This is a genomic window from Streptococcus sp. ZY19097 (assembly GCF_040731245.1).
Lineage (GTDB): Bacteria > Bacillota > Bacilli > Lactobacillales > Streptococcaceae > Streptococcus > Streptococcus orisratti.
This window is the reverse complement of record NZ_CP160400.1, coordinates 1,193,012-1,215,517: the sequence shown is the minus strand read 5'-3', so window position 1 is coordinate 1,215,517 and position 22,506 is coordinate 1,193,012. Positions and strand designations below refer to the sequence as shown.

The window sequence follows — 22,506 nt, the reverse complement described above, 5'->3', positions numbered from 1 at the left end:
AATAATGTATAGATGAATTATTCTCACTCTGTTTTTAGGAACTTATCAATCAGCTTTTCCAACATCAAGTCCTGTGGACTTCATAGTCTTTTCTCTTACAACTATAATATATGGACGCTTCTGACTCTGATTCTTTTCATTGGTGCGAGGCAAACTCAGCCCTGAGCTAAAAATCAATAGCGAAAGTAATACAGTTTTAATTAATTTATGATTGCGGTTCATAAAGGTGCCTCTTTTCTTTTTATATACAGATAATATCACAGCATTATGAAAACGTCAACATTTTTATGTTGTTTAAGATTTTTTTTTTTTTTTATTCTATAAAAACTATTTATTTTATTTGAATGTTTAAATTTCAAGTAGTATAATACATATTACAAAGTATTAAGATATACTAGCGTTAATATATGAGGATTCTAAATATGATTAATATTGCAGATAAATTGAAAACTAAGCGTAAAGAATATGGTTTATCACAGTCAGAATTAGCTGAGGGAATTTGTGAACAAAGCCAAATTAGTAAAATCGAAAGAGGGAACTATATGCCTACAGCCATTCTCTTACATAAATTAGCAAGTCGACTTAATGTTACAATAGATTATTTTTTCGATGAGCAAATAGAGTCTGTCTCTAATTTAAAGGAATTTATGAGATTATCATCTAGGCTATTAGAAGACAGAAATTACAAAGACCTTGAATATCTCTACAATCTTGAAAAAGAAAAACAGTCATTTTTATCGCTAGATGAAGAGTCTTACCTCAATTGGGTTCATTCCATTATTTTGTTCTACACTTACAATGAAAAAGATAAAGCTATTTCTTTGTTAGAAAAAACAATGATTTCCGTGAGTGAAAAACATTCTGTTTATCTAAAAATACTAAACACCCTCGCTAATTTTTATTCATTAGTTGGACGTGATAATGATTATGAAAGAAATTATCAAAAGCTCATTCAACTTTATAGCGAGAAAGATTTTGACTCTCAGGAATTTCTTTTTGGCTATATAAGAACAAGATATAACTATGCTCACTATTTACTTGCCAAAGGTCAAACATTACAAGCTATACAAATTGCAATTGAAACAATAGAGGTATGCAAAGAATATGAGACTAGTTACCAACTAGCTCCCCTATTAATCATAGTCGGTAATGGAGGCAAGGATTTTCTAGATAGCGATGAAGTAAATGATTATTATGTAGACGCTCGTGATTTATCTAGAATCTATGGTAATAAATTAATGCATCTTCAAATTGAAAAGTATATGAATGACCTGACAAAATAATATCCTTAAAATAATTTTACCTTTAAAATTATTCTCACAAAACTTCAAAAGCTGGCTCTTTGTCAACTGTGGTGGTAGATGAAAAGCTAACACCTAGAGGCTGGGTAAAACTAGCCAGTAAATAAAAAACACAGACAGATTGAGCTGCTTCTGATGAAATCCAGCCGAACTGTCTGTGTTTTTCTTTTTATCTCTATTATCTTGGACTATTTTCTTAGCCAATTTCGTTAGATTCATGCTCATTAGGAGGAAGCAATATTTAATTCCAAACTAAGCTGATTTGTGTTATACTGTTTATACATTTTCATGCCTTTCTAGTTGTTTTGTGGTTATTATAATTATAAAGCATGAAGTAGAAAACGAGCAACTCCTAATTGGAATTGCTCGTTTTTTATATGTGAGAAGCTAGTTTTTGTCCAATGCCATTAAGTTAAACATTTAACTAACTAACTAAAGAAACTATTCCCGTCCGAGCAGTTCATGACAAAATGGGGATAGTTTTTATATTTAGGGCGCACAAAAAGGAGGTTTTTTAACCTTATTTTTCAACTATTATGATATTCCATAAGTGAAGCTTACGGGAGCCTGACTTTTTATCTTTCTTTGGAAGGTTCGATTGGGTCGAATAATGGATAGGTGCTTAGCAATGTAGGTTTCTAATTGGAAGGAAGTGAGTTTGTCTCTAAGAAATTTTCGACAGGCATAAACAGCGTCTGAAAAACAAATCTTATAAGCCTTTTTTAACTTTGATGTTTTAATAGCAACGTGTGAGGTTAGCCATTTACAAACATTAAAATTGATAAAGCGAGCGTAGATTTCTTGGAGAATCCCTTCTTTCTTTTTAGCATGAAAATGAGTCAGACCGATACTGTATTTTAGGTCACGAAAACTGGTCTCTATGCCCCATCTGCAGGCATAGAGATCTTTTAATTTTTCTGGAGAATAATCGGTGTTTGTCACCAAAGTTTCAAAGAAACCTGGCTTGATTTCAAGGCGCACCATTCGAAAATGAAGTTCATAAAAACTGATTGGATCACTTTTTCGACTAGAACGAGGCAGAAAGCCAAAGGATGTGTGATTAGGTAAAAAATGATACTGATTAGGGAAGTCCCGATACTGTTGTTTCATCTTATTGGTTTGTTTTCGACAGATGTTTAGGTCAAACTCTTCATCAAAACAAGGGGTGTCAGGGCAGATTGAGAGACAGGCAAATCTAAATCAAGTAGCTCTTTGGCTAAGGTATTACCACCCATGGTCAGTATAGCTTGAATCATGGTTTTCATCGTTAGCTGACTTTTCCGACTAAAATCTTTTTCAGGATGAAGCACAAACTGGTTTGCGATGGAAACGATGTCGTTAATACTATCAAGTAAATGAGCTTTAATCTGATCTAACATGACTTTTCCCCTTTTATTTTTAGTGTACCATAGAAAAAAACTAACCTACCACAAAACATGATAGGTTGGTTAACTTAATGACATTGAGTCATGACCGAGCTCTCTTCCTAAAGCTATCAACTCTAATAAATATTATGCAACTCCGTTAAATAATACCTTCCAAGAGTCCACGCATAAAGTCTTCAGAGTTAAATTCACCAATGTCATCAACTTTTTCACCAAAGCCGATAAATTTAACAGGAATGTCTAAATCTTGTCGAATAGCTAGAACCACACCACCCTTGGCAGTTCCATCAATTTTGGTCAAAATCAGTCCAGTCAATGGTGTGATTTTTGAAAATTCTTTGGCTTGACTCAAGGCATTTTGACCGGTTGAAGCATCCAAGGCTAAGAGTGTTTCATGTGGTGCTTCTGGGACAACTCGTTTGATAATGCGACCAATCTTTTCAAGTTCTGCCATGAGATTATCTTTGTTCTGCAGGCGACCAGCGGTATCAATCAAAAGAATATCTACGTCTTCGGAAACAGCCCTTTCCATGCCATCAAAGACAACGGAAGCAGGATCTGCTTTTTCAGGCCCTGTCACAACAGGAACATCCACACGTCGTCCCCATTCGACTAACTGGGCTACTGCTCCAGCACGGAAAGTGTCGGCAGCTACCAGCATGACTTTTTTCCCTTGATTTTTATATTTGTAGGCTAACTTACCAATAGATGTTGTCTTTCCAACACCGTTGACCCCAACAAAAAGCATAACCGTCAAATCATCTTGAAAGTTGATTTTCTCGTTGTAAATACCGTCTTTTTCGTAAATATCAACCAACTTTTCAATAATAACGCGTTTGAGATCTTCAGGTTTTTTAGCATTCTCAAGTTTAGCCTCATAACGCAAGTCCTCAGTCAATTGCGTGGCAACATTCACACCAACATCTGACAGGATGAGCATTTCTTCCAGTTCTTCAAAGAAATCTTCATCAACACGGCGAAAATTAGCAAAAAATTCATTCAGTCTCGCGGCAAATCCTGTACGCGTTTTTTTCAAGCTACGATTGTATTTTTCTTCCTCACTTTCAATGGCTGGCACTTCTCTCTGATGATGAACCTGTTCAACCTCAACTTTGTTCTCCTCAGGTTTGACATATGTTCCATCTGCAATGGATTTCTCCAGTGCTGCTTTTTTTGAATAATAGTCTGCCATAAAAAGTGCTGCGGCATCATTTTTAGGGGCAGATTCAGACTGACTTTCTTGAGTATGTGAGTTGTTGTCTTCCTTCAAATTTTGATTTGAATTCTCTTCTTGAAACACATTATCATGAGTTTCCTCGACAATATCATCTTGTGATTTTGCTTCAGAAGATACTTCTAAGTTTTCTTCGCGGAAATTTTTTGATAAATCAGGAACAACTAATTCAGTCTCTTCATCTTCAGCCTTATCTTCCTGAGTAAGTGATGGAGATTCTAATTTCACTTCTTGCCCTGCTGTGGCTAAATCGTGTTCTGCTTTCTCAGATTCTTGGCTAATATCAAGTGTCTCAAGGACAGTCTCAGCTTGACTGTTCTCAGATGCAGTCGGCTCTGTCAGTTGTTCAGATATTTCTTCTTGTGTCTTTTCTTCCTGATTTTTCTTTCCAAATAGTCTGTCAAATAGTCCCATTTTACTCCTCACTCAAAATATATTCTCTAATTGCTTCTGCCACACCTGACTGATCATTTGTTCGTCGGGTAACAGCGTCAGCTTTTTCTTTTGCAAGTGGTACGCCGTTGGCCATAGCAACTCCCCAGCCAGCCCACTCTAACATGCTCAAATCATTTTCTTCGTCGCCCATAGCCATAACTTCTTCTTGTTTAACATCCAAATGCTTGATTAACAACTCCAGACCAGCAGCCTTATGTATACCTTTGGGCATAATTTCCAAAATAATATCTCGTGATTTGAAAACCTCGAATTGCTGATAAAATTCTTTTGGCAACTTGGTGATTTGTTGATCAAGGAAATCTGAGTCAATGACTACTACAACCTTATTATAACTAATATTTTCTGGTATCTCCTCAAAAGAAGGCAGTTTTTGAAAAGTCAACATCGGATTGGCTATATGATAGAGAGAGTCATTCCCTTGACTAGAAATACTGTAAACAATACCATCACTTAGAACGTCCATGGGTAGAGATAAAGGTTCCAAAATAGCATATATAGCACGCAACTGGTCTCTACTCATGACATTTTTGTCCAAAATCTCACCGTTATTGCGCTGAACCAGACCTCCATTAAAAGTGACACTGTAGTGCTTATCATCGTAAAGTTGTAAATCTTCCAGTACATATTTAATGGCCGGCAAAGGACGTCCAGTTGTGATAACAACATGTACCCCTTTTTCTTCTGCTGCTTTCAAAGCTATTCTGTTTTCGGTTGTCACTCTTTTATCTGTCGTAAAAAGTGTACCATCCATATCCAAGGCCAGTAGTTTAATTCTAGCCATTTAATCAACCAATCCTTCCATATAGGCTATTACTGCCTCTTCTTCATGAGAGCCAATCACTTTATCTGAAATGGCTTTGATTTCATCTCGGGCATTTTCCGGTACTATTGCAACTCCAGCAAAATCCAACATCTCATAGTCATTAAGGTTATCGCCGAAGGCTAAAACTTCTGTCTGATCCAAGTTATATTGTAAACAAAGCTGCTCTAGCCCTGTTCTTTTATTTACGCCTCTTAAAATAATATCAATTGATTTAAAACCTGTAGTTACAGCTTGAACGTAGGGTAACGCCTGATTGACCCAAGATTCACCTTGATGCACTGTCTCTTCGGTAAAATTAGCTGTCACTTTAAAAATTTTATCAGTAAGTCCTGAAAAATCAGGTACGCTCTGCACATTTTCATAATACTGACTAATAAACTCCACGTAGCTAGAATCTGCTTTTTCATGAACATATGCTCCATTTTCTCCTGATAAGAGAAAGTCATAGCCATTCATATACGGACTTTCAAGGAGTATTTGAGCAATCTCAGTATATTGTGGTGCTGTGAAACTAGCCTCAAAAATGACATCATTGCCTACCTTAACGACATTCCCATTTTCAGCAATAAAAACAAGACGTTCCGAAAAGTCTTGAAACATTTTCTCTAGGGCTAAAAGTGATCGTCCGCTAGCAACTGCAAAAACAATGCCAACCTTATCAAACTTATCCAAAACGGCACCGAGACGGTTAACATCAAAATTTCCTCTACCATCCAAAAACGTACCGTCCATATCTGTTGCAACTAATTTTATCATTTTCTACCTCAAATTATTTACATACCTCTATTGTATCAGAAAATCACAGAAAATTGGGCATTCAATCGTTGAAACCAATAATTTGATATAGACATTCAACTGTTAATCATCTATTTAACTTTCAAGCGACAACAGTCAGCCTATTAACAACTATTTAAATGCTTTCATCTTTTTAGCCTTTAAAATATTTCAAAAATAAACTTTTTTCTAACCTTTTTCGAATATAGTTTATGATAACACATAGGAGGAAATCATGAAAAAATCTACCGCTATTACACTAACCTCGGGTCTCATTTTACTTTTGGCAGCTGGAAAATATATTTTAGCTGATCAAAGTCATACAAAGCCGATTAGTCATCAAACAACTCAATCTAAAGCAAAACAGGCTACCACTTCCAACGATCAGGCGACTGTTCAATCTTCTCATAATGACATAACACAAACAACATCACTTCGCTCAGATCTTGTTAATACACCAGCAGAAAATGAAGTTACACAAGATTTAATGGTAGCCGGAGAGGATATCCTTAACACACGACAACTGAGTTCCCAAACAAGCTCACTAGATTTTACGAGCCTTTCACTTGGTGATTTTTCCAGCCTTTCTGGTACGTGGGCTGATGCTAATGGTTACACTCTGACTTTCTCACCACAGGGCTTGGTCAGCCACGATGGCAGTCTTAGCATGAGCACATTAGTATATGACGCCAATGGTGAAGCTCTATCACATGTTAATGTGACAAACGGACATGGCAGTGGTGGATTTAATTTGCACTACTATCCTGCAGGGATAGAGATTCCCGCTTGGCACTTTGGTATTACAAGCTCAGACCCTTCTGATTTTGGACGTGACCGTCTCTTTGCTAGCCAGATTAGCCGCTTTGATTACGAATCAACCACACAATTTATCAATAGTGTCTTCTATAAAATTTCTGACGACTACCCAACAGAAAATTTAACGACTGAAACGATCGAATCTAGCAGCGCAATTGATAGCCAAATCACTCAAGAGATTCAGGAAAAAAGTCTAACAGAGATTCCTCAATCTTCCCCAGAAAGCCATACTGAGACTCAATGAAAATCAGACTAATCAATATAAACGACAGATAAAACTATCTTCGTCAAACCACGACAACAACGTCTGAGATTGATTTTCGAGGTTTCTCATCAACAACTCTACAAATTGATAAACTAATACTCAATGAAAATCAAAAGTAGCCTAGGAAACGAAGCCGACGATAGAACTTGAGTTCATCAAGGCAAGTTGACAACGGATAATTTTGATTTTCGAAGAGTATAAACATAAAAAGCGAACAATAGTAAAATCTGAGCACCAGAAAACTAGTTTTGTTCGCTTTTTATACTTGAGTTGAGGTTAAACTTTTGTCCCAGACTCTTCATAGTCGAATTTTTCATGCTTCAACTTTCTGAGTCGTTATTGAAAATGGCAAATAGAGTAAACGAAGTTAGAACATCATTTGCTCAATTCACCATATGTTCTGCATCTTTTAGCTTGACTGAGACAATCTTTGACACACCAGATTCTTGCATGGTAACACCATATATGCTATCTGCGGCAGCCATCGTCCCCTTACGGTGAGTGACCACGATAAACTGACTGGACTTATCAAATCGGTTGAGGTAATCTCCAAAGCGTTTGACATTGGCTTCGTCCAGTGCAGCTTCTACTTCGTCAAGAATGACAAAAGGTATTGTTTTAACACGGATGATAGCAAATAGCAGAGCTAAAGCCGAAAGTGCCTTTTCTCCACCAGACATGAGGTTGAGAGACTGAATTTTCTTACCTGGTGGTTGAACTGAAATTTCAATACCAGCCGTTAACAGATCCCCTTCTGTCAAATAAAGATCAGCGGAACCGCCACCAAACATCTGAGTAAAGGTCAATTTGAAACTTTCTCGAATAGCCTCAAAAGTTACACGGAAGCGTGATTTCACCTCATCATCCATATCATGAATAGTTTCAAGTAAAAGATTCTTAGCGCGAACCAAATCCTCTTTCTGACCATTTAAGAAGATCAAACGCTCATTAACTTCGTCATATTGCACAATGGCATCTAAATTTATTGGCCCCAACGATTTTATCTGACGACGCAAATCTTGCAAATCTTGTCTTGCCTTTATGCTATCTTCCAGAACAAACGCAACTTCTTTGGCCTCGCTGAAGGACATTTGATAATCTTCTATCAAATGTTTTGAATAATTACGCAAACGATCCGAAATTTTTTCAATTTCAGCTTCATGCTGAGCTTGTTGACGAATGAAATCTTCATTTTCTTGGCTTGCTTTTTGAACCTGTTCAGCTAAATCTTCTAAAGCTGCCTCACAATCCTCCAATTCAAAACGCAACTGAATCAAATGTTCCTCGTCAACTGTCTGACGCTCTTTTGCTTCACTTAATTGTTTTTCTAAACGTGGCAAATCTTGATTAGCTTGATTTTCTGAATGTGTTGCAAGCAATTGCTCTAAAGTTAGGACTTCACTACTTAATTGGGAAAGAGTACTCTTTAGTCGCGTTTGATTACTATACTCGAATTTTTGTTCACTTAACAAGTCTCGTTCCTGCAATCTAGACTGTGACAATTTTTGATTGAGATCTGAAACTTTCTGATTAAGACTATCCTTGTCAGCTTTTATTTGATTAATCTCACTAGTTAATTTAGTCTTCTTCTCCGACAACTGTAAAAGTTTAGCTTCGATTTCAACCTTATCAGCTTCTAAAGTTGAGACGTCCAATGGACCTTGATTAGCTTGTAAACTTTCATAAACTTTAGTAACATCAGCCAAGCGTTCAGCCTGTTTCTGATACTCCAAATCCGCCCTTTGTTCAGCTAGGCGAGCCATTTCTCCTTGAGATTTCAAATCAGCAAGTCGGTCTTTTTTAGACTGAAGTTCAGTGTGCAATTTCTCAACTAATATCTCCTGTTGACATAAAAGATTTTTAAATTGTAAAAGTTCCTTGTTAACACCGTCAAGTTCAGGTTTAATAAAAGTAGTGTTATTCTGACGGTTGGCACCTCCTGAGAAAGAACCTCCTGGACGAATTTCAGTTCCATCTAAAGTTACCAACCTCACCTGATAATGCAACTGATGTGCAGCTTTATTGGCATTGTCAATGGTATCAAAAATAGCTGTTACCCCTAAAAGATTATGGAAAATATTGGCCAAACGAGCATCATAGGTTGCCAAATCATTAGCAATACCAATAAAACCTGCGCAAGCCTGCAATTTTGAGCGATGATGCCCTGCAAGTTCACGCGCCTTGATAGTCGTCAACGGCAAGAAAGTAGCTCGTCCCTGACGATGTTGTTTGAGATAAGCAATTGAACGTTTAGCAGCTGCTTCATCTTCTACAATAATATGTTGAGCACTTCCTCCAAGAGCGATTTCTAGAGCGGTTTGGTGGTTTCGATCAAAAGTCAAATGTTCACTAACCGCACCAACAATTCCCCCTAACTCATGAGAAGCCTGCAAAATTGCCTTAACACCAGCGTAAAAGTTACTATGATTTCTTAAAATAGCTTCCAAACTCTGTTGCCGCGCTTCTTTGGACTTAATTTTATCCATCATCTCAAACATCTTATCTTGACATTCTTGATAGTTTTTTTCATCTTCGCCTATTTCAGTCACAAGTAACTGATAACGGTCCAGCAAATCCTTAACTTCTGCTTTAGCATTCTGATAAGCCAACAAAGTCTTTTGACTGCTTTCTTTCAATGAAATAAGCTGCTCAGACAAACTAGATAATTCCGCTGACTGATTTTCCGACTGCTTTTTTTGATTTTCCATATCAGCTAATAAGGCTGTCAAATGGTTGGATAAATCGGCTTCTTCTTGCATCAGGGCTACAAATTCTTCACGCAGATTCTCAATAATTTGATCTGGATCAGTAGAAAAGAGAGCTAGTTCTGCCTCTGATTCCTGAATAGCCAGTTGAATATCGGTTAGCTTTTCTTTAAGAATTTCTAACTTTTCTTGATTGGTAGCTAGATCTTTCTCTAAATTTGACTTCTGGACCGCCAAATCATCTAAACGTTGATGGGCTTCTTGTTTCTTTTCTTCAGATTGGCTAGATTGCAAGCGCACAAGTTCTATTTGCCCTTGGGTATCCGAAATCAGTCGGGTTAAATCAAGAAGTGCTGACTGCTTAGTCTCTATTGCCTCAGAGACCATGTGCCGTTTGTCTTTGAGTTTTTGATTTTTATCTTCCAAACGCTGGCGCTGCTCGTAGTAAGCTGATAAATTTTCTTTAACTTCAGTCAATCTTTCATTCGCATCATTTAGCTTAGCTTTATCCTGCTCAATATCCTCCGTCAGAATCGCCAATTGCAGTTGCTTACGATTTTCCTCCAAGACCAGAAATTGCTTGGCAGTTTTGGCCTGTCGTTCCAATGGTTTTACCTGCATCTCCAACTCATGAATGATATCGTCCAGTCGATCAAGGTTGTCCTGCGTCTGATTAAGCTTGCTCTGAGTTTCCTTTTTTCGAGTCTTATACTTTAGCACTCCAGCAGCCTCTTCAAAAATAGCCCGGCGCTCCTCAGGTTTACTATTAAAAATCTCCTCAACGCGCCCTTGCGAAATAATTGAGAATGAGTCTCGTCCCAAACCAGTATCCATAAACAAGTCATGAATATCACGAAGACGAACTTTCTTGCCATCAATCAGATAATCACTATCGCCATTACGGTAAATGTGACGTTCAACACGAATTTCTTCTTTGGCATCTTTGATGAAACCGTCTGAGTTATCCAATTTAACCACAACTTGAGCAAAATTGAGTGGTTTACGATTTTCAGTTCCTGCAAAAATGACATCAGGCATCTTACCGCCGCGCAAACTTTTGGCAGAAGATTCTCCCAAAGCCCAGCGTAAGCTTTCTGTGATGTTTGACTTTCCAGAACCATTCGGTCCAACTACCGCTGTCACACCTTTATCAAATTCAATTTTTGTCTTGTCTGCAAAGGACTTGAAGCCCTGCATTTCAATTTCTTTTAAAAACATAGAGAAAGTGGTTGGAGTAACTAACCCTGCCAGTTTGACTCCTTAGTTTTCCTTTCGATTTTCATATTGGAACACTTGCAAAGCACTCTGAGCTGCAGTTTGTTCCGCTAATTTTTTAGACTTTCCGATACCAGTGCTGATTTCTCGACCATTAACATATACGGCCATTTCAAACATCTTGGCATGGGCTGGCCCAGTCTCACTGATTACCCTATACTCAATAGAAACATCGCCCTCAACTTGTAAAAATTCTTGCAAGGTCGTTTTGTAATCCTTAACACGCTCAAAATTCCCCTCCTCAACCTTTGGAATCATCACTTGATTAAGGAATTTTTCTACAGCATCTACACCTTTGTCCAATAGCAGAGCTCCTAAAAAAGCCTCGAAAAGATCCCCTAAAATAGTATCTCTATCGCGTCCTCCTGACTTCTCCTCGCCCTTTCCAAGACGAATATAATCATCAAAGCCACACTGGCGCGAAAAACCAGCTAGCGATTCTTCACGTACAATGACCGAGCGCATCTTAGATAAATCTCCCTCAGGCTTTTGCGGGTATTTTTTAAATAAATACTGTGAAATTAAGAGTTGTAGAACGGCGTCTCCTAAAAATTCCAAACGTTCGTTATGTGAAATGTTTAGGAGGCGATGTTCATTAGCGTATGATGTATGAGTAAAGGCTGTATCAAGCAAATTTTTATCACTAAAAACAATTTCAAACTCTTCACGTAGCTTACTTTCTAAGGTTATCATGAGTTTTCCTTTCAAATCATTAATTATTTGTGCATTCTAATAGATATACAATCCATTCTATTTTACCACAAATATGCAAAATCGGCTAAAAAAGAAAATGCCTCCAAGACTGACTGACAAATAAAAAAGATTTCTCAAGAATTGCAACTAATACTATGAACGTCATCTAGATTAGCAATGGTAGAAAAGAGCCCAAAAAACTGACCTACCACAAAATGTGATAGGTTGTTAGTTTACTTAATAGCATTGATTTTCCGCTCTCTTTTACTGAAATAATTATCCCAGAGCAACGTCCATGACCATCATGATAACAAAGCCAAGCATTAAACCTAAGGTCGCAACGTCCGTATTGCCATTATTTTGAGATTCTGGAATCAATTCCTCCACAACTACAAAAATCATGGCTCCTGCCGCAAAGGAAAGAGCATAAGGAATGATTTGGAGCATCAACATAACCAAGGCTGCACCAAGAACAGCACCAATTGGTTCGACAACAGCGGACATAGATCCCAGATAAAAGGCACGCGCCCTTGACTTTCCATCAGCACGTATCGGAACTGAGAGAGCCGCACCTTCAGGAATATTTTGCAAACCAATTCCAACCGCTAGACCAATAGCTCCCAAAAGTCCAGTTGTTGTCATATTCCCGTTTGCAAGCGCCCCAAAAGTTACACCTACTGCTAACCCCTCTGGAAAATTATGAATAGTAATAGCTAAAAATAGTAAAGCTGTTTTGGATAATTTTTTCTTGGGTTGAATACCTTCAGCCTCTGTGATATCATCACCAATATGCAGATGAGGCACTAAAGCATCGATTAAGCGCAGACTAAAACCGCCTATGAGAAAACCTGCTGCCGCTGGAAACCAAGACCATACTCCGTAATCACTTTGAGCATAGGTTAAAGCAGGTTCCAATAGTGACCAAAAAGAAGCAGCAATCATGACTCCAGCAGCAAATCCCATCATGACATCTAAAAGTTTGCGACTGATTTTTTTGAAGAAAAAGACAATTGCTGCACCGATAATCGTACAAGACCATGTAAATAATCCAGCTAGAAGAGCCAGAAAAACAGCATTTTGTGATTGAAACCATTCAAACATAAAGACCTCTTTTTAAAGATGACTAAAAGGATTAGTTTGCGCTTGGCTAGCAATAATATCTACTGACCAAAACATCTCTTTCTTCCATTCATTTAATTTTTCAACAATTTTTTCAATAAATAAAACTTCAATATGATGACCTGGATCAATAGCCAAAAGCCCATTCGTAATCATTTCTTGGGCAGTATGGTAATAAATATCACCCGTCACATAAACATCTGCGCCTTTGACTAGAGCATCCTTGTAAAAATCGTCACCGCTACCACCACAGATAGCAACTCGGCGGATAATCTTGCTCTCTTGACCATAACTAACCAAACGGACACTATCCAAATGAAAGACATTTTTGATTTTCACGGCAAACTCCGAAAAAGTCTGCCTTGGGACATCTCCGATACGTCCAATTCCATAACTATCTTTGGTTAATCTCAATGGCTTTGTAAACTTGATACCTAAACGATCACAAAACCAATCATTGAGACCATCAGGCACAATATCAATATTGGTATGACTGACATAAACAGCAATATCGTGTTTGATTAAATCAATATAGATTTTATTTTGTGGAGTCAATGTCAACTCTTTTAGAGGACGAAAAATGGGAGCATGTTTGGTAATAATTAAATCAACCCCTTTTTCGATGGCTTCTGCCACTGTTGTCTCACGTACATCTAGTGTCACCAGGACACGATTGACAAGTTTATCCAAACTTCCGATTTGTAATCCCGAAATATCCCCCTCCAGTGATAATTCTTGAGGACAATAGGCTTCATAGCGTGCGATTAAATCTTTAGCTTTTATCATTAAGTGCCTCCTTGATAGCTGTAATTTTTTGGGAAATAGCAAAGCGGTCAGCCTCATGGCTAATTGGAACATGACTGAGAGCTATTTGAAGTTTGTTTAATTCACGTTGCCACTTAGCTTTAAAGACCGCTGATTTTTCTTGATTAAGATAAGGACCGAAACGGTGCTCCTGAGCGGATAAGGTCATATCACCATGCTCTGCTACCATGATTTCATAAAATTTATCATTTTCGGTCATGATAGTCTCAGCTACAATCCTGAAACCATGTTGCGCTAACCAGTCGCGGAGTTCATCCTCTCGGTTATTGGGCTGTAAAATCAGGCGTTCAACCTTGTCTAGCTTTGCTCTGCCATTAGCCAAAATCTCAGCAATCAAATAACCGCCCATACCACAGATGGTAATCACTGAAATCTGATCAGACTCTTCAAAAGCAGCAAGGCCATCAGCTAAACGCACATCAATCTTGTCAGTCATTTGAGCATTTGCCACGTTGGAAACTGCCGATTCATACGGCCCTTTGACTACCTCGCCAGCAATGGCAAAATCAATGTGTCCTTTTTCTATAAGGTATATGGGTAAATAAGCATGGTCGCTGCCGACATCCAGAAGTCGCGCCCCCTCAGGGACGTATTCCGTAACCTTTCTTAATCTATTTGATAACGGTGTTTGCATATCATATCCTTTTTCGTATTGTGATAAATTTAGTATAACATCTTATGTGTGTCTATTCTAGTCAAATTTATCAAAAAAACGTCACTTCGTAGTATAATAGTTATGAAAAGGAGTGATTGTTATGAAAAAGAAAATTTACCTTGTATTGCCTCTACTTTTACTTTTTATCGGTGTGACTGGCTGCCAGCAATCCGAAAAACAAGGAGAAGAAACCTCGCCATCATCTAGCCTTGCAGCTAGCTCAAGTAAAAAAACGAGTCAATCAAGCAGCTCTTCTAGCAAGACAACGTCATCAGCGACTTCGTCTGAAACAAGCTCTTCAGTAGCCTCTAACGAGTCAACACAGACAACTGACAGTGCCACACAACCCGACCCCTATGCTCAACTCTTATCAGGGAGGTACGATCTCATCGCTGGTACTTGGCAAAGTCAGACTGATAACCTCACCATTGCCAGCGATGGCAACATTCCGGGAGATTATTTTTTAAGTAATCCTAGATTGGATGGCCAAATTGCCATTATAACCTTTAATACTAGCAATGGAGAGTCCCAAACCTTGTATTACATTCCCGCTGGTGTTGAATTAGCACAGACTTATTTCTCCCCAGAAGGTGGTGGAGATGTCTCTGATACTAGCCGTGACCGTCTGGTGATAGCATCAGGTCTTCTTTTTGGTAATAATAATTACAGAGACCATGTTTATTATCGTGGTAACTAAAAAATTGAAATGTGATAGACAAAAAAAACTTAATTAGTTCAGATAAAAGACAAACTTTCTTATCAAGCTTGTCTTTTTTTTTGAATACAACAGACTTCATAACTCCTAATATCATCTCATTTAAAACCAGAAAAAATAGGAGTTAAGCAATCTCAGTTTGATAATTCCTGATAAAAAATTACTCAGCAGACCAAGGTTTTAAACGACAGGAATTACCTTATTACAACACCAAATTGGAGGTCCTAACAATCTCATCAAAGTCAATAAACGCAATGCTTTTGAATTTAGGTGATTTGACAACTTCAAAACAAGAATTCTCTTCGCTTTGAATAGTGTAGTCTTTTAGTACTAGGCAACGAGCTGCAGGTTGCTAGAACAGCCTCTAGGCTGCCCTAGGTTGGAAATAAGACATGCGAAGCAAGTCACTTTCGTAAAGTACGGCAAAGTGAGTTCAAACACTCCACTGGATTGTTTGAAGTTGGAAATAAGGAAACGGGGTTTCCTCTTACGTTGAAGTAATAAAAGATAAACTAATTGACTATAAAAAGGGCTGGAGAGCCCTTCTTATCTATTTGCTTTCACCACATCTTTGTAGTATTTACAATAACTTTGAACGGGACAGCTATCACATTTGGGATTTTTAGCAGTGCAATGATAGCGACCGAAAAAGATAAGCCTATGATGTGTGATAATCCAATCTTTCTTAGGCACCTTTCTCATCAAATCCTTCTCAATCTCAGTCACATCAGCATCTGGAGCAGATATATTCAAACGCTTAGCAATCCGAGACACATGCGTGTCGACAGCTATTGAAGGAATACCATATACTTCCCCTAAAACGACATTAGCAGTCTTTCTGCCTACACCTGGCAAGCTTTCCAGTTCCTTATGCGTCTTTGGGACTTTACCATCAAAGTTACGCAAAATAGCTCGCGCTGTTTTAATGATATTCTTGGCCTTGTTCTTATATAAGCCTATTGTTCTCAGACAATTCTCAATATCTACCAAGTTAGCGTTTGCCAAGTCTTCAATCTCAGGGTAATGTGTCCAAAGTTCAGGTGTAATTTTATTGACCGCCTTGTCAGTGGTCTGAGCAGACAAAATAACTGCCACTAACAGCTGAAACGGCTTGTCCTTATCCCACTCCAACTCTCCGTGAGCATCTGGGAACATTTCACCAATCAGGGCTAAAACCTGTTTCAAGCGTTCCTTACCAATTCTCATTGGTCACTCCACAAGTTCATAGCTGTTAAAAACTCATCTGAAACGGGGACTTGACTTGATTTAGCTTCCTCGCGTTCCAGACGGCGCTCCTCAATTTGACGTAAAGTCGTAATACCCTCGCGACGCCAATTGCGCAAGATAGCATTGATGTAATTCCAGTTGGTCTTCCCGTTGAAAACTGCCTCACGCAAGGCAGCCCGAACCAAATCTGGATCTGTCTTATCATCCTTGATTGTTTTTTGTATGTCTTCCAGTTCAAATGGGCTGAGCATTCGCCCCAATTCACGTTCAAAATCTTCAACAAGGGACTTCAGTTGATTTCCTTCTTCTGCTGGCGCTTCTGTGTCCTCTGGCTGTGTTAAAAGAGCATCCAGCTTTGCTAATACAGGACTAGCATCAAAAATAATTTCAATTTCACCATCCAGTTCAATCGTTTTCATGTCCAAAAGTTCTTGAGAAGTGAGGCTTGAAATAATACGGTTGACATCTGCTACAGTTCTATCTAAGGCAGAAGCAATCTGACTAGGTGCTAAATCATCTAATTTTGTCGTATTTTGCAAATAGAAAAATTGCCAAACCAGAAAATCGTCACTGTTGGCGAAAATGTCCCTGTAGTGAAAAAGTAAGGCAGCTGGTAAAACCAAGTTTCCTGACTTATAGTGTTCTAAAAATTGCATTTTTATCCTCTACAAATACCCATAATAAGAAAAATCTGTTTCCAGTTCTTCCAATTGATAAGGTGTTTCCTGATAAACGGCATAGTTGAGCCAATTACTAAAGAAGGTTGTTGCCGCTAAATTCCAACGCATTTTGACAGGCTTTCTTGGATCATCATCAGGAAAATAATTTACTGGTAACCCCGGATGTTTATCCGCCTCAAAATCACGTAGATATTCTTTGCTCAAGGTATCACGATCATATTCTAAATGTCCAAAGCTATATACCTCACGAAGATCTTTGCTAGCTAGAATAGAAAGCCCTACTTCCTCGCCTGCTGCCACAACCTCAATATTATCCAAATCGGCAATATCACTAGCTAGCACCTCTGTATGGCGAGAATGTGGTGAATCAAAGGCATCATCAAAACCATGCATCAGAGGATTAAGGCTTTCCTTAACGTCTTGCGAGAAAATACCAGACAGCTTATGTGCCATTCTGACTTTATTAACACCATACTTATAATATAGGGCTGCTTGCGCACCCCAGCAAAGGTGTAAGGTTGAATAGACATGACTTTTTGACCAGTCAAAAATTTGACAAAGTTCTTCCCAATAATCAACCTCTTCAAAATCTAGGGTTTCAACAGGAGCACCTGTGATAATCAGACCATCATAATACTTATTTTTGATGTCCGAAAAAGTTTTATAAAAGGTCTCCAAGTGTTGAGCAGTAGTATTTTTAGATTTATGGCTTTCCATATAAAGAAAATCAACATTGATTTGCAGAGGTGTATTGGCTAAAAGACGCAGTAGCTGGGTCTCAGTTGCTTCCTTAGTCGGCATAAGATTTAAAATCAAAACTTCCATCGGACGAATGTCCTGATGTCGCGCTCTGCTGTTATCCATAATGAAGACATTCTCTGAACGCAAAATATCAAGTGCTGGCAGTTCTTTATCAAGTTTTATCGGCATAAAAATATCTCCATTTCTTACAATATCCTAGTTAATATTATAGACCATGGAGATATAGTTTTCAATTATATAAATTCTTTAGTCAGTTATAGTTAAAAACTATACTATTTCAGAATTAACCAGGGAAATTCATTAAAACCTTTGTATCATAACCTTCGATAGCTTTACGACCATTAAGTCCATCAAGTTCGATAAGAAAAGCGCAGCCTGCAACAATACCTCCAAGGCGCTCAATCATTTCAATAGTTGCCTTAACTGTCCCGCCTGTCGCCAACAAGTCATCCACGATTAAAACACGCTGACCTGGTTTGATGGCATCTGCATGCATACAAAGAGTATCAATACCATATTCTTTTTCATAGTCAGCTGAAATGACTTCACGTGGCAATTTACCAGGCTTACGAACTGGAGCAAAGCCAATACCAAGTTCAAAAGCAACAGGACAGCCGACAATGAATCCGCGAGCTTCTGGCCCAACAATCATATCAATTTTTTTATCAGTTGCGTATTGAACGATCTCACGTACAGCATAGCTATAGGCGTTGCCATCTGCCATTAAAGGACTAATGTCACGGAAGGTTACACCTTCTTGTGGGTAATTTTCGATTGAAGCAATATAATTTTCTAATTCCATCTTTTCTTCCTATCGGCCTGAGCCAAAAATAATTTACAGTCCATTATAGCATATTTTTCATTTGGGGTAAAATAGGACATTCTAGTCATTTTTACCGTCATTTTTCTTTTCTGTCAGCCAATTATAGATTTCCTGTGGAGTTCCCAAGGCCATAAGTTCTTGAAATTTAACTTGTTTTTTCAAATTTTGGTAAATTTGACTGTCGGAAATTTCACGTTTTTGAGCTTCTTTATTGACCGTCATCACCCCATCAGTTATCGTAACAAAATTCAACTCATCAAAAATCTGAATCATTTTAACAAGTAGGATATTTGGAATTTTGAGAAACTGGCTGAGTTCATTAAGTTTATAGCGAACATCAAATTCTGGAAATTGATAGATAGTTTTGTAGAGTTTTGCAAACTGCTCACGCGTTCCATAACCGGTCAAATAATAGTTTTGCTTCATCTGGTTTTTGAAATAGACAGCATTAAATTTTCGATCTGCAAAGAGAGCCTTTAATTCTTCAGCCGTATCTGGAATATCTAAGACCACAACCTCTGAAGCTTTGCTATTTTCGTCTAAGACAGGAACATCCGCAGGTAATTTAGCATTTTTAGCACGGATATCAAAAAGTTGAACCCCTTTCACACGAGCATCTACCATCATCAACTGCAAAGTAGTTTGCCCATTCCACTTATTGACAGAAAGGGTGACAGCTAACTCAAGTTGCTGAGCCTGTTGAAATTCCTGATACAAATGTCCTTGATTAAAGGCTACTAAATCGAAACTATCCTTGCCCTGACTCAGCTTAAGTTTAAGATGGCTACCATTTTGTCCCATAGTTCTAGCTTGGGTCACTTTGACATTTTTCAACAGAAAAACAGGCTTTTTATTATCCATACCAAAGGGTGCCAAGCGCTCCAAACTCCTAAGGCTCTCCAAACTCAATTCAGCAAAGTTTAAGTGACCATCAATGGTCAAGCTATTTTTCTGGGAAAGATCTAATTGATAATTACTGACATAGTCACAAAGAAGACTATCAAGTTTATCTAAATCTTCTGCTTGAAGAGTCATGCCTGCAGCTCCGCTGTGACCACCAAATGCTACAAACAAGTCGCGGTTCTGATTGAGCGCATGAAAAATATCCAGTGCTTCAAGACTACGTGCAGAACCTTTTGCCAATCCATTTTCGATATTGAGAACGATTACCGGTTGGCTTATCTGCTCTAAAATTCTTCCAGCTACAATACCAAGAACACCTGGATGCCAACCTTCTTTAGCCAAAACCTGAACTGGCTTATCCAGATTTACCATAGTCATAGCCTCTTCAAAAATACTCTCAACAATCTCCTTGCGTTCTTCATTTTTGCGGTTTATCATCTGGGCAATGGCTCGCGCTTCTTCATCATCAAACCCTGTCAATAATTCAATGGCAGGATTGGGATTATCCAATCTACCAAGGGCATTTAGTTGAGGAGCAAGTTTAAAACCGACTGTTTCCTCGGTAATGTCTTCAATACTCACGTCAGAAACTGACATAAGTTCAAGGAGCCCAATTCGCTCCGTCTCTTTGAGAATAGAAAGACCAGCTTTGACCATAATACGATTCTCATCGGTCAAACTAACCATATCAGCAATAGTACCAATAGCTACCAAATCCAGCATTTCTGTTGGAAGAGATTCAAGTAAGGCGCAGGCTAATTTAAAAGCAACACCGCAACCAGCTAAAGATTTAAAAGGATAGTCTGCCTGTGGATGCTCTGGATGCACAATCGCAAAAGCATCTGGTAACTCTTCTGGAAGGCTGTGGTGATCCGTCACAATGACATCAACTCCATGGTCTTGTGCATAGGCAATAGCCTCATGGCCTGCAACGCCATTGTCCACCGTAATAATTAGAGATATATCTTGCTGCTCAATAAAATACTTATAAACGGACTTATTTGGCCCATAACCATCAGTGAAACGATTGGGAAGATAAATTTGAACCTCTGCTCCAAGCATTTCTAGAGCTTCCTTAGCAATACTAGCGCTTGTCATTCCATCGGCATCATAATCTCCATAAATCAGGATTTGTTCACCATTCTCTATAGCCAATCGAATTCGCGATACTGCTTTTTCCATATCATGTAAAAGATAAGGATCATGCAGCTGGGATAGATCCGCCGATAAAAAGGATTGTAACTTTTTATCATCGTCAATGCCCCGCTGATAGAGAATTTCAGTGGCTAGAGGACTCAACCCCTCTTTTTTAGCAAGGGCAAAAAAGCCATCATCTGGCTTTCTTCCTTCCTCTTTCCAAGAAAATTTGGATCTAATCATTTATAATTAAACACCTTTCTGGCTAGAAAATCAGAAATTGTTGGGAAAAGAGTGTAAAGTTTATGCGCGGTTGCCAAGGTAAATGGCATGTTTAGTTCCCTTTTGGATCGACCGATGTTGGCCACAATCTTTTCAGCAACTTGTTCAGGTTGCAAAGTAAACTTTTCCACACTTCTAAGGTATTGGCCTGAAGGATCCGCAGTGTCAAAGAAGTGCGTTTCAATAGGACCAGGATTGACCGTCGTTACGAAAACGTTTTTTTCTGCCAACTCTAAACGCAAAGCATTTGAAAAGCCGATAACGGCAAACTTACTCGCTGAATAAACCGAGGATTTACTTGAAGCAATCAACCCCGCCATGCTAGCAATATTGATAATATGTCCATGTCCTTGATCTGCCATGTGCTGACCTATTAGCCGTGAAAAAGTCATGGTCGCAAAAGTATTCACTTCAAACATCTGTCTGATTTGTGAGGTTTCGTATGCGTCATAGGCAGAAAAATCACCATAACCAGCGTTATTGATAAAAACATCAAGCTGACCAAACTGTTGATATATGGTTGCAACAGCCTGTTCAATAGCATGATCATCAGTGATATCAACTTGAAGGCAACTGGTTTTCGGACGATCTCCGTATAGTTTTTCCAATCGCTGCTGGCTACGCCCCATGACAATCAGCTGATCATCGGCAGATAGTCTTTTAACAATCTCTTGAGCAAGACCACCAGTAGCCCCTGTAATGGCAATGTTTCTCATAGATTAATCTCCTCTAAATCCCAAACCAAATGGGTATTTTTAAAAACAGTCTGTGCATCAGTTTCTAACTTTTTACAATCACGACCTAGGAAACGGGCGCTAACGTGATTGAGCAAAAGACGTTTGGCAGAAGCCTCTTTGGCAACTTGTGCCGCCTGCATATTAGTTGAATGACCGTGTTTATGAGCAATTTTGTCGTCCCCTTTGCCATAGGTTGATTCGTGAACCAAGATATCAGCGCCGAGACCTAGACGAACACTAGCATCTGTCTTACGCGTATCGCCCAAAATCGTAACAACCTTGCCTTTCTTCGGCTCTGATATAAAATCTTTGGCAATAATTTTTGTTCCATCATCTAAAACCACATTTTGCCCTTTTTTTACCATGCCAAAAAGCGGACCAAATGGCAAACCTGCCTTTCTCAGACCTTCAGCATCCAAAGTTCCTTCTAAGTCTTTTTGAACCACACGATACCCTAAGCAAAAAACTGTGTGATCAAGCTTTTCAGCATAGACCTTAAACTTATCAGTCTCCAAAACTTTCCTAGAATTATTGTCATCAAATTCATGAAAATGAATCCGATAAGGTAGGCGTGTGCCTGAGGCACGTAGACTACGCATGACATAATTTCGAATGCCAACAGGTCCATACATTTCAAGATCCGTCTGTTCCTCGTTAGCTTGGAAAGCTCGGCTTGCAAGGAATCCTGGCAAACCAAAAATATGATCTCCGTGTAAATGGGTGATAAAAATCCGTCTCACCTTACGAGGTTTAATCGTTGTTTCCAAAATCTGGCGCTGGGTACCCTCTCCGCAATCAAACATCCAAATTTCATTAATTTCATCCAAAAGTTTGAGCACTAAGCTTGACACATTACGCGCTCGTGATGGTTGTCCAGCTCCTGTTCCTAAAAATTGTAATTCCATATCTTGCTA

Annotated in this window: 19 protein-coding genes and 1 pseudogene; 3 read left to right on the top strand and 17 right to left on the bottom strand. The window is 38.6% G+C overall.

Going from position 1 to position 22,506, the window contains the following annotated elements; all coding sequences use genetic code 11:
- Positions 1-45 precede the first annotated feature (45 nt).
- Complete coding sequence (locus ABZ559_RS06270; protein WP_273414588.1) at positions 46-222, bottom strand: hypothetical protein; 177 nt, start codon at positions 220-222, stop codon at positions 46-48.
- A 200-nt stretch (positions 223-422) separates the two neighbouring features.
- Between ABZ559_RS06270 and ABZ559_RS06265 the strand changes: the two genes are divergently transcribed.
- On the top strand, positions 423-1,283 hold the full coding sequence (locus tag ABZ559_RS06265) for a helix-turn-helix domain-containing protein (RefSeq protein ID WP_367007559.1): 861 nt from the start codon (positions 423-425) through the stop codon (positions 1,281-1,283).
- A 552-nt stretch (positions 1,284-1,835) separates the two neighbouring features.
- Here ABZ559_RS06265 and ABZ559_RS06260 read toward each other — a convergent pair.
- From ABZ559_RS06260 to ABZ559_RS06245, 4 genes and pseudogenes are all read right to left on the bottom strand, one after another.
- Positions 1,836-2,680: pseudogene (locus ABZ559_RS06260) on the bottom strand (transposase).
- A 145-nt stretch (positions 2,681-2,825) separates the two neighbouring features.
- Entirely contained in the window at positions 2,826-4,334 is a 1,509-nt protein-coding gene (ftsY, locus tag ABZ559_RS06255) for a signal recognition particle-docking protein FtsY (RefSeq protein ID WP_367007558.1), read from the bottom strand.
- 1 nt (position 4,335) lies between these two features.
- Positions 4,336-5,157, bottom strand: coding sequence for a Cof-type HAD-IIB family hydrolase (locus tag ABZ559_RS06250; protein WP_367007557.1), 822 nt, complete (start codon positions 5,155-5,157; stop codon positions 4,336-4,338).
- Positions 5,158-5,955, bottom strand: coding sequence for a Cof-type HAD-IIB family hydrolase (locus ABZ559_RS06245; RefSeq protein ID WP_367007556.1), 798 nt, complete (start codon positions 5,953-5,955; stop codon positions 5,158-5,160).
- 253 nt (positions 5,956-6,208) lie between these two features.
- Here ABZ559_RS06245 and ABZ559_RS06240 point away from each other — a divergent pair, with 253 nt between their 5' ends.
- Positions 6,209-7,033 (top strand): DUF6287 domain-containing protein, encoded by an 825-nt coding sequence (locus tag ABZ559_RS06240; RefSeq protein WP_367007555.1) that lies wholly within the window; start codon positions 6,209-6,211, stop codon positions 7,031-7,033.
- 404 nt (positions 7,034-7,437) lie between these two features.
- Here ABZ559_RS06240 and smc read toward each other — a convergent pair whose 3' ends face one another.
- The 5 genes from smc to ABZ559_RS06215 all read right to left on the bottom strand — a co-directional run bounded on the left by smc (position 7,438) and on the right by ABZ559_RS06215 (position 14,305).
- Positions 7,438-10,977, bottom strand: a complete 3,540-nt coding sequence (gene smc / locus ABZ559_RS06235) for a chromosome segregation protein SMC (protein ID WP_367007554.1) — start codon at positions 10,975-10,977, stop codon at positions 7,438-7,440.
- Between the two features lie 42 nt (positions 10,978-11,019).
- Positions 11,020-11,727: a ribonuclease III gene (gene rnc / locus ABZ559_RS06230; RefSeq protein WP_018376177.1), complete on the bottom strand. Its 708-nt coding sequence runs from the start codon at positions 11,725-11,727 to the stop codon at positions 11,020-11,022.
- Positions 11,728-12,003: 276 nt separating this feature from the next.
- Positions 12,004-12,828 carry a ZIP family metal transporter gene (locus ABZ559_RS06225; RefSeq protein ID WP_018376176.1) on the bottom strand — a complete coding sequence of 275 codons (825 nt, stop codon included), beginning with the start codon at positions 12,826-12,828 and terminating at the stop codon, positions 12,004-12,006.
- A 12-nt stretch (positions 12,829-12,840) separates the two neighbouring features.
- A complete protein-coding gene (locus tag ABZ559_RS06220) occupies positions 12,841-13,629 on the bottom strand; it encodes a Nif3-like dinuclear metal center hexameric protein (protein WP_367007635.1) in 789 nt (262 codons plus the stop codon).
- Positions 13,619-14,305, bottom strand: coding sequence for a tRNA (adenine(22)-N(1))-methyltransferase TrmK (locus tag ABZ559_RS06215; RefSeq protein ID WP_367007553.1), 687 nt, complete (start codon positions 14,303-14,305; stop codon positions 13,619-13,621). Before ABZ559_RS06215 ends, ABZ559_RS06220 begins: the two co-directional genes overlap by 11 nt.
- Positions 14,306-14,426: 121 nt before the next feature.
- Here ABZ559_RS06215 and ABZ559_RS06210 point away from each other — a divergent pair, with 121 nt between their 5' ends.
- Positions 14,427-15,023, top strand: a complete 597-nt coding sequence (locus ABZ559_RS06210; RefSeq protein ID WP_277290791.1) for a hypothetical protein — start codon at positions 14,427-14,429, stop codon at positions 15,021-15,023.
- Between the two features lie 564 nt (positions 15,024-15,587).
- Here ABZ559_RS06210 and nth read toward each other — a convergent pair.
- The 7 genes from nth to rnz form a co-directional block, all read right to left on the bottom strand.
- The gene (gene nth / locus ABZ559_RS06205; RefSeq protein ID WP_018376172.1) at positions 15,588-16,247 is read right to left on the bottom strand and encodes an endonuclease III; all 660 of its coding nucleotides are present in this window, start codon (positions 16,245-16,247) and stop codon (positions 15,588-15,590) included.
- A complete protein-coding gene (locus ABZ559_RS06200) occupies positions 16,244-16,924 on the bottom strand; it encodes a DnaD domain-containing protein (RefSeq protein WP_367007552.1) in 681 nt (226 codons plus the stop codon). Before ABZ559_RS06200 ends, nth begins: the two co-directional genes overlap by 4 nt.
- Positions 16,925-16,933: 9 nt before the next feature.
- On the bottom strand, positions 16,934-17,878 hold the full coding sequence (gene metA / locus ABZ559_RS06195; RefSeq protein ID WP_367007551.1) for a homoserine O-succinyltransferase: 945 nt from the start codon (positions 17,876-17,878) through the stop codon (positions 16,934-16,936).
- Positions 17,879-17,993: 115 nt separating this feature from the next.
- Entirely contained in the window at positions 17,994-18,512 is a 519-nt protein-coding gene (locus ABZ559_RS06190) for an adenine phosphoribosyltransferase (RefSeq protein WP_018376169.1), read from the bottom strand.
- Between the two features lie 81 nt (positions 18,513-18,593).
- Positions 18,594-20,816 (bottom strand): single-stranded-DNA-specific exonuclease RecJ, encoded by a 2,223-nt coding sequence (gene recJ / locus ABZ559_RS06185; protein ID WP_367007550.1) that lies wholly within the window; start codon positions 20,814-20,816, stop codon positions 18,594-18,596.
- The gene (locus tag ABZ559_RS06180) at positions 20,813-21,571 is read right to left on the bottom strand and encodes an SDR family oxidoreductase (RefSeq protein ID WP_367007549.1); all 759 of its coding nucleotides are present in this window, start codon (positions 21,569-21,571) and stop codon (positions 20,813-20,815) included. The genes recJ and ABZ559_RS06180 overlap by 4 nt, the downstream gene beginning before the upstream one ends.
- Complete coding sequence (gene rnz, locus ABZ559_RS06175; protein WP_367007548.1) at positions 21,568-22,497, bottom strand: ribonuclease Z; 930 nt, start codon at positions 22,495-22,497, stop codon at positions 21,568-21,570. The genes ABZ559_RS06180 and rnz overlap by 4 nt, the downstream gene beginning before the upstream one ends.
- Between the last annotated feature and the right edge of the window lie 9 nt (positions 22,498-22,506).